Origin of the sequence: Candidatus Avelusimicrobium fimicolum, assembly GCF_021632165.1 — a bacterium.
GTDB lineage: Bacteria > Elusimicrobiota > Elusimicrobia > Elusimicrobiales > Elusimicrobiaceae > Avelusimicrobium > Avelusimicrobium fimicola.
Window position 1 is genome coordinate 67328 of sequence record NZ_JAJWTS010000001.1, and the last position, 13907, is coordinate 81234.

Genomic DNA, 13907 nt, shown 5'->3' on the forward strand with positions numbered 1-13907 from the left:
TCAAAGATAGCCGCCCCAATTTTCCCCTTTGCGCCTAACGGCATATTTTTTATTTTCCACCTGTTATATCCCTATATATAAAAATTTGCTAAAATAGAAGTATCTAAATTTGCAGTAAGGAGCGCACCTATGGGTGGACATTCGCATTGGGCCGGCATTAAACATAAAAAGGCCCTCGTTGATGCCAAAAAAGGCAAAGTATTTACTAAAATTTTAAGAGAAATCACCATCGCCGCAAAAATGAGCGGCGGTAACCCGGACCAAAACCCCCGCTTGCGTAAAGCCGTGGACGACGCCCGCGCCGCCAATATGCCGTTTGATAACGTCAAACGCGCTATTATGAAAGGTACAGGCCAGTTGCCCGGTGTTTCATATGAAGAAATCACTTACGAAGGCTACGGTCCCGGTTCCGTGGCCGTCATTGTGGAATGCACCACGGACAATAAAAACCGCACTTTCTCGGAAATCCGCAAAATCTTTACCAGCCACGGCGGCAATACCGGCACCGCGGGGTGCGTATCCTATATGTTCAAAAGCAAAGGGATGATTGTCGTTAAAAAGGAAGATATTTCCGAAGATGATTTGATGAATTTGGCCTTGGAAGCCGGCGCGGAAGACGTCCGCACGGCAGGTGATGTGTATGAAGTTATCACCAACCCGGATATGAACGAGTTGGAAGCCGTCAAAAAGGCCATTGAAGCCAAGGGTATTACGCCTGAATCGGCTGATTTGACAATGATTCCCGATACGGAAGTTTCCATTACTGACGAACATACGGCTGAGACCTTGATGAATATGCTGGAAGCGTTGGACGATCACGACGACACCAAAAACGTCTATGATAACTCCAACATTGACGAAGCCGTTATGGCTAAGTTGGAAGCCAAATAAGAGGCCTCTTGCAAGAGCATACAACCACAGTTTTAGGTATAGACCCTGGTTTAGACAGAACGGGATGGGCAATCCTCACACGGAACGCCCGTTCCGTTTTGTCTTTACGCGCCTGCGGGCTTATCCACACCGGGGCCGACCAAGAACTGCCCAAACGCCTTTCCTATATTTTTGACGAACTGACTAAAATTTTGCGAACCTACGCCCCTGACCAAGTGGCTATGGAACAAAACTTTTTTTTAAAGCGTGCTACCACAATGGCTAATACGGTTATGACGCGCGGCGTGATTATCCTCGCGTGTGAACAAGCCAAAAAACCGATTACCTTTTATCCGCCAAAACGCGTAAAACTAATGATTTGCGGTACCGGCACCGCAGACAAGAAACAAGTCCAGCGTATGGTACAACTGACACTTAATTTGGATAAAGCCCCCTCGCCCGATGACACCGCTGATGCGGTGGCGATTGGAATATGCCACTTAAAAACAGCACCGCTCAACAATATGATTAACGTTAAGGCCGCCTTTTTAGCCAAATTAAAAGCCGCCAAAGAAGCCCAAATCACTAAGAAGCGCTAGTTTATGGAAAACGTCATTTTGGCGGGTGTAACCCTCAAAACCACCCCATACGACACTTCTTCGTTGGAAGAATTAAAACGTCTTGCCCACACGGCAGGCGGTACGGTTGTGCATACCTTTCAAATCCGCGTACAGGCCTTTAACTCGGCCACGCTTATCGGCAGCGGCAAAATGGAAGAAATCGCCGAAACAGTGCGACTGACAAATGCCCAAACGGTTATTTTTGATGACGAAATTTCCCCCGCCCAACAAAAAAATTTGGAAGAAATTATCCCCGCAAAAGTCATTGACCGGACCCGGTTAATTTTAGATATTTTCGCCCAACGCGCACGCACGCAAGAGGGTAAGTTGCAGGTAGAACTGGCGCAATTAAAATATTTGCTTCCGCGCTTAGGCGGGCAAGGCACCGCACTGATGCAACAAAAAGGCGGTATCGGCCTGCGCGGACCGGGGGAAACTAAACTGGAATATGACAAACGCCGGCTGCGCCTGCGTATCAGCAAATTGGAAAAGGAAATTGAACAAGTAAAAAAAGAGCGCGGCTTACGGCGGGAACGCCGCACGCAAATTCCTTTGCCGCAAATTGCCATTGTGGGTTATACCAATGCAGGAAAAAGCACCCTTTTAAATGTGCTGACGCGTCAAAACGCGGTTTATGCGGATGACAAACTTTTTGCCACATTGGACCCGACCACCCGCCGCGTGCATATGCCGGCCGGCGGAGAAATGCTGTTTACGGATACCGTGGGATTTATTCAAAAATTACCGCACAGTTTAGTAAGTTCCTTCCGCGCGACTTTGGAAGAAACCTCATTTGCAGACGTGATTTTACACGTCCACGATGCGTCGTCCCCCCACCGCAACGCCCAGGCAGAAACCGTGCGCCAAATTATTACCGATTTGGGCGCGCAGACGATTCCGGTTATTGATGTTTTTAATAAAATTGACTTGCTTTCCCCTGCACGGCTGGCCCTGTTGCAAGCGCAGAACCCGCAAGGTTCGTTTATCAGCGCAGGAAACAAACTGGGCCTTACGGAACTATTGGAACAAGTAGAAGAAAATGTGGCGCGCCGCTGGAAACTGCGCCGCCTTACCTTGGAGCCAAAGGCGCGCGGGCTTATCGGTTTTATCTACGGCAAAGCCCTGGTCAACGGGCAAAAAGAATTGCCGTCCGGTGCTTTGGAATTAACCCTTATGGCCACAGACGGCAACTACCACAGTATTCTAAAAAAACTCACTTCTTTTTAGCGTTTTTGGGGGCTGTCTTTTTGACGACTTCTTTTATCTGCCCGTAACTTTCCAACGGTTGCACATTGGGGGTGTCGCGGTATTCGGTTAGTACCCGCCGGATAAAGCCCAAAGTAGTGTTTTCGCTAAATCCGTTGAATAAAAATATTTCACTCCCGTACAAGGCATAGCGTTTGCGGGCCGCTTCGGGCAGTTGGTTTAACGATTTGGCAGACACAATTCCCACCAAGCCGGAGGCGCGCTTTTTCCCGCCGTTATACACGGGCAAAAATACCCCGCCGCCGGAATTGCCTTTTTCCACTCCAAACCCCGCCGAAAGCCACGGGGCGGCATTATCACCAAAGTATAAGATTTGTCTGGGAGAAGAAAGCATTTCAAATGCACCGCGTGTCCAGCGCGGCACTAAAATATTACTTAACAAAAATTTTTCGTCCTTATCGCTGTATGTAAGCAACGGCGCCAAACGCGGAGCCATTGCTCCGTTCCATTGTCTTTTGAGTAAAGGCGCGGCTTCGGCGGCGGCGCGGTATTCGTCCGCATCCTGCTCCAACGCCTGCGCTTGCTCGGTCAGTTGGCGGGCAATTTGCGCTTGTCCGTCTGCCGCATATTGGCGGCTCTGCTCATACAGCCGGGCTGACTCTTTTAAAGCCTCATCCGTCTTTTTTTCCCAAAAGCCCCTATCCAATGTGAGAAGGAAATCCTTTTCCTTAACCTTTCCGTAAGCATCGTAATATTCATAGCGCGCTTGGCGGGCATTAAAATAAATAAGCGCCATATCCCACGCAGGCAGTTCCCCGCGCCTAGGCTGCACACCGGGCGGAAGCGTGTATTCGTCTTGGTATTCCTCGGGGAGGAAAACATTTTTTTGCGAAAGCACCGCCGCCGCACGCGCCGGGCCGACAGCCAGCCACATCCGCATTTGGCACGAGTAATTTTTACACGGGCTTACACAATGCGCCGCCGTCAAAAACCAATTTTTATGAAACCGTACCGCCTGGCAAGACACGGTTTGCGTTTTGCCCCGCACGGTAAAAGTCAGTTCATATTCCTTTTGGGCATAGTCAAAGGCATCCTGCGCACACGCATAACCGGCCCCCAAAAGAAAGAGTGATAAAAGATAAAAACGGAGTTGTTTCATATTGTTAGTATATATAAAAAACCTTTAAAATACCAATGAAACCACAAATAAATGCCCTAAATTTAATATAATGAGATATATGATTACTACAATTACTATCCTCGTTTTGTTTAGTTACTTACTCGGGTCCGTCCCGACCGGCTATATGATTGCCAAACACGTTATGGGTATTGATATCCGTCAACACGGCTCCGGCAACCCCGGCGCGGCAAATGTGTACCGTACGGTGGGCAAATGGGCCGGCATCAGCACCTTTTTAATTGACGGCTTAAAAGGCTTTATCCCGGTGTGTCTGGCGCGCCATTTCTGCCCGGACAATTACTGGGTGGCTATTGCTTGCGGGGTAATTGCCATTTTGGGCCATATGTGGACGATTTATTTAAAATTCCGCGGAGGAAAAGGGGTAGCCACCTCTGCGGGTGTATTTGCCGCACTACTGCCTATTCCTACCGCAATTGCGTTTGCCTCGTTTGTGGTGTGCGTAGCGTTATGGGGCCGCATTTCCATTGGTTCTATTTGCGCCTGCGTGGTTTTGCCTGTATGCAGTTTTCTTATCGGCAATCATCCGCTGTCCGTTAATTTAATGGTAACTGCCGTCAGTGCGTTGGTTATTTATAAGCACGTTCCCAACATCAAACGGCTGCTCCAACAAAAGGAATTAAAATTTGAAGACGGCGCCAAAAAGAGAAAAGAAAATGAACATAAATAAAATTACCGTTTTCGGCGCAGGTATTTGGGGCAGTGTAATTGCCCAACACCTCGCGCGCAAAGGATACAATGTCAGCCTGTGGGAATACAACGAACAGTTGTTAAATGTTCTTAAAACGATGGGCAGACATCCCAATATCCCGAACTTTAAAATTCACGACAATATCCGCTTAACCGGCAACGTGGCCGAAGCGGTCAAAGATACGGATTTAATCATTTTTGTCATTTCGTCCAAGGCTATCCGCGCTTTCTGCCGCGAACAGTTAAAGCCTCTTTTAAATGGGCGTGTCGTACCTGTGGTAAGCGCGTCCAAGGGGATTGAGGACAAATCTTTTAAAACAATTTGCGAACTGATTGAAGAAGAATTACCGCAATTAAAGGATAAAGCATTAGCCTTTTCCGGCCCGAGTTTTGCGCTGGAAGTGGCGCAAGACGTGCCGACCAAAATTATGCTTGCTGGCAAGGACCCTGCATTGGTGGACGAAATCCGAGACATAATGAGCGGGGACCCGATTATTGTAGTGCCGTCCTCGGACAGGCGCGGAGTAGAATACGGCGGCGGTATTAAAAATGTATTGGCTATCGGCTGCGGTGTCATTGACGGCATTGGCGACGGAGCCAACGCAAAGGCCGCCCTCATCACGCAAGCCTTGCAGGAAATGAACGATATTATTGTCAGTCAAGGCGGGCAGTCCAATACCGTGTACAGTTTGGCAGGCTTTGGAGATGCCATTTTGACAGGTATGTCTGCTATTTCCCGCAACCGCCGTTTGGGCGAAAAACTAGGCTCCGGTCTCTCTTTGGAAGAAGCCAAAAAGGAAGTGGGAACCATTGCCGAAGGTGTAAATTCCGTGCAAAGCGTTTACGACATTGCACGCAAAAACAATTTAAAAACCCCTATCGTAGATGCTATTTGGAAAATTGTCTGCGAGGGTAAAAAACCGTGGGTGCTGTTGCACGCTATGGGCTTTACCAACCGGGGAAACAAATAATTTTACCGCTTGGGCTGTTAAAAAGCCCGGCACAAGACAGGATTGCAATATGAATAAGGACGACGTAATAAGACATCTCACCCGGCACGTTTTGGATAAAAAGCAAGCCAAAATGTCCGTAGATAAAGTATTTGAAATTATCAAGCACGGCTTAAAGCGCGACGGCAAAGTGGTTATCAGCAATTTTGGCTCCTTCCACTTAAAAACAGCCCGCCCTGTTACACGCCGCAACCCCAAAACAGGCGACAAAGTGCAAGTGCCCGCCAAGGAAAAAGTGCGCTTTAAACCCTCCGAAAACATTTTAAAGAAATAGTTTTCCTGATATAAAAAGTCCCCCGGTTTTATAGCCGGGGGTTATTTTTATACTACAAAGAAATTACTTAAAGCACTTGTTTGAGTTCTACGGGCAAGTTCCGTTTGGCTACGCGCACTACGCTGTGCGTATTGGTCTTTTTATCCATACCAAAAATGTTCACACGGTACAGCACTACCATTTTGCCGTTTTGCTCAACAACGTCTTGAATTTCAAACACCTTATCCGGCCAGTTCCCCGTAGATTCCAACGTAATAATATTATCCTTAGCAAAGTTGGCCTGCGGGTATTTGCCACGCGCCACGCGTTTAAAGGCTTTGTAGTCGTCCGCCGTTTTGATGACACGCACCTGCACGGGCACGCTAATCATAGAGATTTTACTTTCTTCCTCCGGCAGTTGCCGGGGCATTGTAGCATTGGGGACGATATGGTCCGCCGAGCCTAAATGAACGGGCGTTTTGGATGTTTTGGGGGCGGGTTCTTCCTCTTCCTGTTGGGTTGCTGATGGCAGAAAGGTAATCTTTTCCACCCCTTGCATTTTGATATTGGGCAAATGGCTGGGCACGGCAGAAGCGTCCTTGTAATCTTGCGGGGGCTCGTCCTCACCCGGCAGGTCAGCAGGCCCCGTGGGGTCAGCAAGATTAACCAGGAGCAGAGAACTGCTGCCCGGCACCTCGGCTACCACAGGCTCCGGCATACGGAAGCAATCCCACACGCGCATACACGCCACCCCGGCTAAAAACACCAGTACAAACGCGCACGCCAACCGGATATTGCGCTTATTTTTCATTTGTTTTCTCGTAATGGGCCGTAATTACAGAGCGCAAGCCGCCGCGGGGCGTAAACACGCCGGTAACAGTGGCTTTTTTGGGGTGGCAGGCTTTTACTACATCATCCAAAATTTTATTGGCGGTGTTTTCCATAAAAATACCCATATCGCGGTATTCCAACAAATAGTATTTCAGCGATTTGAGTTCCAGGCAAAGTTCATCGGGGATATACTCAATCGTAATGATGCCAAAGTCCGGCAAACCCGTCTTGGGGCAGACAGACGTAAATTCCGGCAATTCAATTTTAATATTATAATCGCGTTTGTACTGGTTGGGCCAGCATTGGATTTCCGGCAAAACAACATCCGCATTTTTGCGGGCGTGTGCAGTAGTATAACCAAAGTCAATATCGTTTGTATGTGTCATTTTATGTTAAGCATCCTTGTTGAATTTAAAAAGACAAGCCCGGCTACCGCCAATGCGCCGCCGACAATCCACGTCCACCCGGCCTGGGGCATAAACCATATCAGCCCCGCACAGCCAACAAACGTAACCAAAACTGCCAGCAACACATTAACCGTGATAATCCGGTGCAACTTCTTATTTATTTTAAATAAATCTGCCACCGGGTACAAGTCCCGGCTTTTAATTAGTACGTCCACCCAGTTATTATATACGTTCCGGCCGGAGGAATAAACCACCCCGGCATCAGCCCGCAACAAAGCAATAATATCGTTAAAACCGTCCCCCACCATTAATACGCGTTTGCCCAAAGCACGCAAGTTGGAAATAATTTCCGCCTTGGTTTTGGGCAGTACATTGGCATTTATTTTTGCAATGCCCGCCTCTTTGGCAATTGCCGACACGGAAGATTCGTTATCCCCGGAAATCAAAATAACTTCTTTTCCCAGTGATTTTAAGAAAGAAATCACTTCCTTTGCTCCCGGACGCAATTCGTCCGCCAGCGTTAAATAACCCAGATATTTCCCATTTTTGGCTACGCAAATGACGGCTTCGTCCGCGTGGACAATTTTGGCCGCCGTTTTAATGTTTTGCTCCTCTAACCATTGGGTCCGGCCCGCCAAAATTTTATCCTCGCCGCTGGTGGCTGATACTCCCAAACCGGGGAGCACATCAAAGCACAAAAGCGGTTTAGGCGATATTTTATGCTCCTTGGCGCACGCGGTTACGGCATCGGCAAACGGACCGTCCACCAGTTGTTCAGCGGTGGCAACCGTTTCCAATAATTGGCGTTGGGAAACTTTTTTGGCTGGATAAATGCCAGATACCCGCAATTCGCCATAAGTGAGCGTACCTGTTTTATCAAAAAACACCGTATCGGCGCGGACAATTTCGTCCAAGGCGTAAATATTTTGCAATTTAATTTTTTTTGTGTGCGCGCCACGGCGGGCAAAAAATGACGGGGATACCGCTGCAAACACCAAGGCCGCCGGGCAGGACACCGCCAACATAAATAAAAAAACCCCGGAATATAAAAACCACTCTTTACTGCCCGTTGCGTAAAGCAGTCCTGCATAAGCCCCCGCCGCAAACAAAACAGCCAGAGGCAGCACCCAACAGGCAAAACCGTCTAATGCACTTTTAAAACCACTGCGCGCCAATTCGCTTTTTTTTATGGCAGAAACCACACTCATCAAAGCGGATGCGGATAAAACCTCGGTAACTTCCACATACATCTCCGCCGATTTATTGAGCGTCCCCGCAAACACCCGGCTGCCGACATTTTTAGAGGTAGGCAACATATTGCCTGTAATTAACTGCTCATCAACAGAGGTTTTACCTTGCTTAACGGTCCCGTCTGCGGGCAAGCGTTCTCCGGGTTTTACAAAAATAAGGTCGCCTTTTTTTAATTCTCCGGCAAAGACTTTTCTAAAACTGCGCCCCACGCACAAACGGCCCGATTTAGGCAGAAAATCATCTAATTTTTTAACAAACACACGAGACCGCTCCTTTTCTTTTACCAAGCGGCGCTCCGCCCATAAAGAAAGCGTAATAAAAAGCGAGGTGTACAAATACAAATCCGGCACCGGGCCAAAAAGCGGCACCGTTAAAAACACATTTAAGGCCGAATATAACAACCCGGCCGTAGTAACCGATGCCGTCAACACCGCCCAAGAAATATTCCCGCTCCAAACATCTTTTAGCGCCGTGCGCAAAAACACGTCTGCACAAAACAAATAATTCATCAAACACAAAATAAAAATGCCCACGTCCGCGTGGCGGAACGTGAGCGAAAACAAAATAAGCACCAGAAAGCAAAAGGACAAGAAAAAACGGTATGTATAAGCCTTGGACGGCACCGAAAGCGCCGCCGAAACCGGGCGGAAAGACTTACGCAAGATTACCCCCATACTTTACCGCGGAAAAAACCGCGCCGCCAAGACCTTTTCGCGCCCTTGTTCAGTACGCATCATTTGAATCTTGGCATCATATTTAGCCGCGTGAGCCGGGTCCAACTTTTTAGCAACCATATAGTTGGCCGTTGCCGCCACGGGGTCCTCTACCGCCAACATATCGCCCATTAAATCATATGTCGGCACATACTGGCTGGCCAATTCCTTAGATTTGACAAGCAACCCGAGCGCATAATCTTTTTCCCCTTTGCGGTACATCAAATCACCCATATAATAATAGGCTAACGCATAGGTCGGCTTAATGGTTACGGCTTCTTCCAAATCGGCATACGCATTGGCAGGGTAACCCATTTTAATAAAGGCGCGGGCGCGCTCCAAATACGGGCGGGCATTATCAGGGTCCAAAGACATCATATAAGTATAATCATCAACCGCAGATTCGTACTGCCCCAAAGCAAAGTAAGTAAGCCCTCGGTTTAAGAACAAAAGGGGTTCGTCTTGGCGGAGTTTAAACGCACTGTTAAAATCAGCCAAGGCAGAAGATGTGCGGCCCAAGCGGTAATATGCCAAGGCGCGGTTCATATAAGCCGTAAAATAGCGCGGGTTGCGGGCCAAGGCTTCGGTTAAGTAGAAGGCTGCATCCATATTGCGCCCCGTATCTACATAAAGGGCACCCAAGTTGTTATACGTTTCGGGCAAATTGGGATTAGCCTCAATAGATTTTAAATAATCCTGCTCAGCATACGAGCGGTTCTTGGCACGCTCCTGCGCGTTTTTAACGGGCAAGCGTTCCCACAAAAGGCCTCTGTTCGCCAAAGCGGCGGCATTTTGGGGCTGTTGTTTCAGCAAGCGGGTATAGAGTTGGATAGCCTGCGTAAAATTTCCCTTAGAAGTTGCCATTTGGGCTTCTTTAAATAACCGAGTGTCGCTGCTGCAAGCCGCGGCCAATAACAAGGCCGCCAAAACGATACATACTTTCTTCATTTAGCCTCCCGTTTAGTAGCGTGAAAAAATAAAGACAATACAAATAAACACGCACCAATGGTAATGAACGAGTCCGCCACGTTAAACACGGGCCAAACCCGAAAATCTAAAAAGTCCACTACAAAGCCTAACGTTATTCTATCATAAAGATTGCCCAATGCACCCGCCAAAATGAAAACAGCCCCCCATTTGACGAGTTTCCCGTGCGACGTTAGGTCCTTCCAACTAAACACCATATATGCAATTACGGCAAGCATTACAAAAACAAGTGCAAAATTGCCGTTTTGCATCATACCAAAAGCCGCGCCCGTATTTTCCACATACCGCAGGTGGAAAAACGGGCACAGTTCCAAAGGATTTTCCGGCAACAGATACAAAGCCAATACTTTGGTTATGCGGTCCAAAAATAAAATTCCGGCAACGCCCCACAGCACCGCTTTGTTCTGCCCGCACCAAGCAAGGGCGGTTTTCAGCCCTTTAAGCATCGGCTTTTTCCTCGCCGTCCACTTGGATATGCTCTTTTTCAAGCACCTCGGCACAGCGGGCGCACAAGTCGGCATATTGCGTATTGGAACCGACATCTTCCTTCCATTGCCAACAGCGGGCGCATTTATGTCCGGCGGCGTGCTCGCAAGATACGGACAGTTCATCTGCTCCGTCCGCAATTTCCACCGCAGAGACAATGGCAATTTCCGGCCACAGGTCTTTGGTTTCCTGCAAAAATTCCTTCATTTCCGGTTTAGATGTTTTGAAAATGACCTTGGCTTCCAACGACGAGCCAATCACTCCTTTTTGACGGGCATCTTCCAACACTTTTTGTACGGTTTCACGCACGCGGCGGATTTTGTTCCATTTTTCTTCCAACTTCACATCCGGAATCAGCGAAGCATTTGCCGGCATATTGGAAAGGAAAATACTCTGCGGCAATTCACGCCCCAAGGCAGTTTTGCGCAGTTCCTGCCAGGCTTCTTCGGCCGTAAAGGAAAGCACCGGCGCCATTAATTGAAGCAAGGTTACCGCTATTTCCGCCAACACGGTTTGCGCACTGCGGCGCGCCGGAGACGAAGCACCGAGCGTATATAAGCGGTCTTTGGAAGCATCCAGCATAAAGGAGGATAAATCCAAAATACAGAAATCAGTAATAGCACGCATAGCACGGCGGAAATTAAATTCCTCATAGCCGGCGTGGACTTCTTGGATTAACGCATCCAAGCGGCCCAACATATAGCGGTCCATTTCGGCTAATTCTTTACCGGGGACCTGGTGCAAGGCCGGGTCGTAATCGGACAAGTTACCAAGCGCGTAGCGCACCGTGTTGCGGATTTTGCGGTAGGTATCAATCGGCCCGCCCAAAATCTCGTCCGAAATGCGCACGTCGCCTTGGTAGTCGGCAAAGGACACCCACAAGCGCAAAATATCCGCACCGTATTTATTAATTACATCTTCGGGATCAACGCTGTTGCCCAACGATTTGTGCATCGGGCGGCCTTGCTGGTCCAACACCATACCGTGCGTTAAAATGGTTTTAAACGGAGCGGTTCCCTCCAAGGTAAAAGACGGGATATACGAACTTTGGAACCAACCGCGGTGCTGGTCGGAGCCTTCGGAATATACATCCGCCGGAAAGTCCAAGCCGCGATCCTTCAACACCGCCGCCCAGGACACACCGGAATCCAACCAAACGTCTAAAATATCCGTTTCCTTTCTAAATTCGTGGCAACCGCAATCACAATGGTATCCTTCCGGCATTAATTTTTCCACCGGGTCGGTAAACCAGAAATCGGAGCCTTCGTCCATAGCACGCGTTTTAATGAAATCAAACAACTCGTGGTTGACCTGGGCTTTGCCGCATTTTTTGCAATACAAAATCGTTACGGGAGTACCCCAGAAGCGTTGGCGGGACAAGCACCAATCCGGGCGCAAACCAATCATAGAGCGCATACGTTCCGCGCCGCCGGCAGGATAGAATTTGACGTTGGAGAGGTTGTCCATTAATTTCTGGCGCAAGCCGTCTTTATCAATACTCATAAACCATTGTTCCGTCGCGCGGAAAATAATTGGGTTATGACAGCGCCAGCAATGCGGATAACTGTGCGTAATTTCCTGCTCTTTAATAAGGGCACCGGTTTCATCTAATTTTTTGACCATTAACGGGTTTGCTTCAAAAACGTGCATTCCCTCAAAAATACCGGCATCTTTGGTATAGCAACCCTTTTCGTCCACGGGACAGAATGTTTCCAAGCCCCATTGTTTGCCGGCGCGGAAATCGTCCTCGCCGTGGCCGGGAGCAATATGAACAATACCCGTACCCGTATCCATAGTTACAAAATCGGTCCAAATAATCGGGTTTTCCTTGTGGGTAAGCGGGTGAAAATACTTCATCCCCACCAAATTGGCGCCGGGCACTTTGCCCGCTTGGGTGCAATCCAAGCCGGATACTTTCAAAAATTCTTCCGCCAATTTTTCAGCCAAAATGTAATATTCCTGCGTGTTGGAATCTTGTAAAACAACGTAATCCTCGGTATTGGAAACGGCTGCCGCCATATTGGACGGAATCGTCCACGGCGTGGTAGTCCAAATAACAAGACTGATGGGTTTTGCGTAATCCAAATTTCCCAATACTTCTTTATTGGGATTAGCCAATTTAAAGCGCAAATAAATAGACGAAGATTTTACATCTTTATATTCGGTTTCCGCATCGGCAAGGGCCGTTTCGCAATGGGAACACCAGGTAATTGTTTTTTGGCCCTTATAAACGTATCCTTTTTCAATTAAATCTAAAAATACACCAATGGTAATGCCTTCGTAGCGCGGGGACATCGTCAAATACGGGTTATCCCAATCGCCCTGCACGCCCAAGCGCTTGAAACCTTGGCGTTGGATATCAATAAACTTTGCCGCAAAGGCGCGTGCTTTTTTGCGGAAAGCGGGCACATCCGTAATGTGCTTTTTATCTTGTTTTAATTCTTTTAAAAGCGCCTGCTCAATCGGCAGACCGTGGCAATCCCACCCCGGCACATACGGCGTATAACAGCCGGACATCGCGCGGCTTTTTAAAATAATATCTTTAATGGTTTTATCAAGTGCGTGTCCAATATGAATTTTTCCGTTGGCATAGGGCGGGCCGTCGTGCAAGACAAAGTGTCTGCCGGCCTCGTTCTTTTTGAGCATTGCTTCGTACAAATGGATAGATTTCCAAAAGTCTAAAATTTTAGGCTCTTTTTGCGCCAAACCGGCACGCATCGGGAAGTCCGTCTTGGGTAACAAAACGGTATGGGAATACTTATTTTTTGCCATTGAAAAATTCACTCCAAATATAAGGATAATTATATTATAGAAAATTTAAAGAAAATAAAACGCACCTAAACGCTAAAAACTCCACCCCTCCGATTCTTCCTGTCGCGCACCCATTGCTTTACAAAACCGGGCACCTTCTTTGGCTGCTTGGGCATCCACCTCCGCGGTAGTAAAAGAACATTCCCGGACAAAAAAACCTTTTCCATCCAAAAGCCACGGAATAAACGCAATACGAAAAGCGGCCGGAAGCGTATCATCAACTCCTAAAACAGTAAGGAAAGGCTCCTTTATAATGATAAGTGCTGTTTTATTTTTTCTATATGTAGAAATAATTTCCGGGTTTGGGGAAAAATTGTGAAATTCGCCATTTGAGCCGGACACTCCATTTTGAAAACCACTAAATGAAATATCCAAATCTTCCCAGTTTTGGGTAAATGTACCATTTGCCAAATAATACATCCGCTCCGCCTTGTAAATTTGCTCCACATAGGAACGCAAATTTCCATACTTTACCCGGGCAACAGCCTTTTGGTATTGGGGCACGGAAACCGACACCAAAATACCTAAAATCAAAACAACCACCAACATTTCTACAAGCGTAAAACCTTTCATA

At 47.8% G+C, this 13907-nt stretch carries 14 protein-coding genes; 6 read left to right on the forward strand and 8 right to left on the reverse strand.

Features of this window, described 5'->3' with window-relative positions; all coding sequences use genetic code 11:
* Positions 1 to 129 precede the first annotated feature (129 nt).
* The 3 genes from ACQY2K_RS00300 to hflX are packed head-to-tail and all read left to right on the forward strand — an operon-like array spanning position 130 to position 2717.
* A complete protein-coding gene (locus ACQY2K_RS00300) occupies positions 130 to 891 on the forward strand; it encodes a YebC/PmpR family DNA-binding transcriptional regulator (RefSeq protein WP_177748291.1) in 762 nt (253 codons plus the stop codon).
* A gap of 8 nt (positions 892 to 899) precedes the next feature.
* Positions 900 to 1469 (forward strand): crossover junction endodeoxyribonuclease RuvC, encoded by a 570-nt coding sequence (ruvC, locus tag ACQY2K_RS00305; RefSeq protein ID WP_428040311.1) that lies wholly within the window; start codon positions 900 to 902, stop codon positions 1467 to 1469.
* Positions 1470 to 1472: 3 nt separating this feature from the next.
* Entirely contained in the window at positions 1473 to 2717 is a 1245-nt protein-coding gene (gene hflX / locus ACQY2K_RS00310; RefSeq protein WP_428040312.1) for a GTPase HflX, read from the forward strand.
* Here hflX and ACQY2K_RS00315 read toward each other — a convergent pair.
* A complete protein-coding gene (locus ACQY2K_RS00315) occupies positions 2704 to 3855 on the reverse strand; it encodes a hypothetical protein (RefSeq protein WP_428040313.1) in 1152 nt (383 codons plus the stop codon). The genes hflX and ACQY2K_RS00315 overlap by 14 nt on opposite strands.
* A 79-nt stretch (positions 3856 to 3934) precedes the next feature.
* On the opposite strand from ACQY2K_RS00315, the gene plsY reads away from it, so the two are divergent.
* Genes plsY through ACQY2K_RS00330 form a run of 3 tightly spaced genes read left to right on the forward strand, consistent with a single transcriptional unit; the run spans position 3935 to position 5868 of the window.
* On the forward strand, positions 3935 to 4564 hold the full coding sequence (gene plsY / locus ACQY2K_RS00320) for a glycerol-3-phosphate 1-O-acyltransferase PlsY (protein WP_177748303.1): 630 nt from the start codon (positions 3935 to 3937) through the stop codon (positions 4562 to 4564).
* On the forward strand, positions 4551 to 5555 hold the full coding sequence (locus ACQY2K_RS00325) for an NAD(P)H-dependent glycerol-3-phosphate dehydrogenase (RefSeq protein WP_177748307.1): 1005 nt from the start codon (positions 4551 to 4553) through the stop codon (positions 5553 to 5555). The genes plsY and ACQY2K_RS00325 overlap by 14 nt, the downstream gene beginning before the upstream one ends.
* Before the next feature lie 49 nt (positions 5556 to 5604).
* The gene (locus ACQY2K_RS00330; protein ID WP_177748310.1) at positions 5605 to 5868 is read left to right on the forward strand and encodes an HU family DNA-binding protein; all 264 of its coding nucleotides are present in this window, start codon (positions 5605 to 5607) and stop codon (positions 5866 to 5868) included.
* 67 nt (positions 5869 to 5935) lie between these two features.
* Here ACQY2K_RS00330 and ACQY2K_RS00335 read toward each other — a convergent pair whose 3' ends face one another.
* The 7 genes from ACQY2K_RS00335 to ACQY2K_RS00365 form a co-directional block, all read right to left on the reverse strand.
* Positions 5936 to 6658 carry a hypothetical protein gene (locus ACQY2K_RS00335; protein WP_428040314.1) on the reverse strand — a complete coding sequence of 241 codons (723 nt, stop codon included), beginning with the start codon at positions 6656 to 6658 and terminating at the stop codon, positions 5936 to 5938.
* Entirely contained in the window at positions 6648 to 7064 is a 417-nt protein-coding gene (queF, locus tag ACQY2K_RS00340) for a preQ(1) synthase (RefSeq protein ID WP_177748316.1), read from the reverse strand. The genes ACQY2K_RS00335 and queF overlap by 11 nt, the downstream gene beginning before the upstream one ends.
* Positions 7061 to 9010 (reverse strand): heavy metal translocating P-type ATPase, encoded by a 1950-nt coding sequence (locus tag ACQY2K_RS00345; RefSeq protein ID WP_428040315.1) that lies wholly within the window; start codon positions 9008 to 9010, stop codon positions 7061 to 7063. Before ACQY2K_RS00345 ends, queF begins: the two co-directional genes overlap by 4 nt.
* Positions 9011 to 9013: 3 nt before the next feature.
* Entirely contained in the window at positions 9014 to 9997 is a 984-nt protein-coding gene (locus ACQY2K_RS00350) for a tetratricopeptide repeat protein (protein WP_428040316.1), read from the reverse strand.
* Positions 9994 to 10482, reverse strand: coding sequence for a signal peptidase II (gene lspA / locus ACQY2K_RS00355; protein WP_428040317.1), 489 nt, complete (start codon positions 10480 to 10482; stop codon positions 9994 to 9996). The genes ACQY2K_RS00350 and lspA overlap by 4 nt, the downstream gene beginning before the upstream one ends.
* The gene (gene ileS, locus ACQY2K_RS00360; protein ID WP_428040318.1) at positions 10475 to 13294 is read right to left on the reverse strand and encodes an isoleucine--tRNA ligase; all 2820 of its coding nucleotides are present in this window, start codon (positions 13292 to 13294) and stop codon (positions 10475 to 10477) included. Before ileS ends, lspA begins: the two co-directional genes overlap by 8 nt.
* A gap of 72 nt (positions 13295 to 13366) precedes the next feature.
* The gene (locus ACQY2K_RS00365) at positions 13367 to 13906 is read right to left on the reverse strand and encodes a type IV pilin protein (RefSeq protein WP_428040319.1); all 540 of its coding nucleotides are present in this window, start codon (positions 13904 to 13906) and stop codon (positions 13367 to 13369) included.
* Position 13907: the final 1 nt, after the last annotated feature.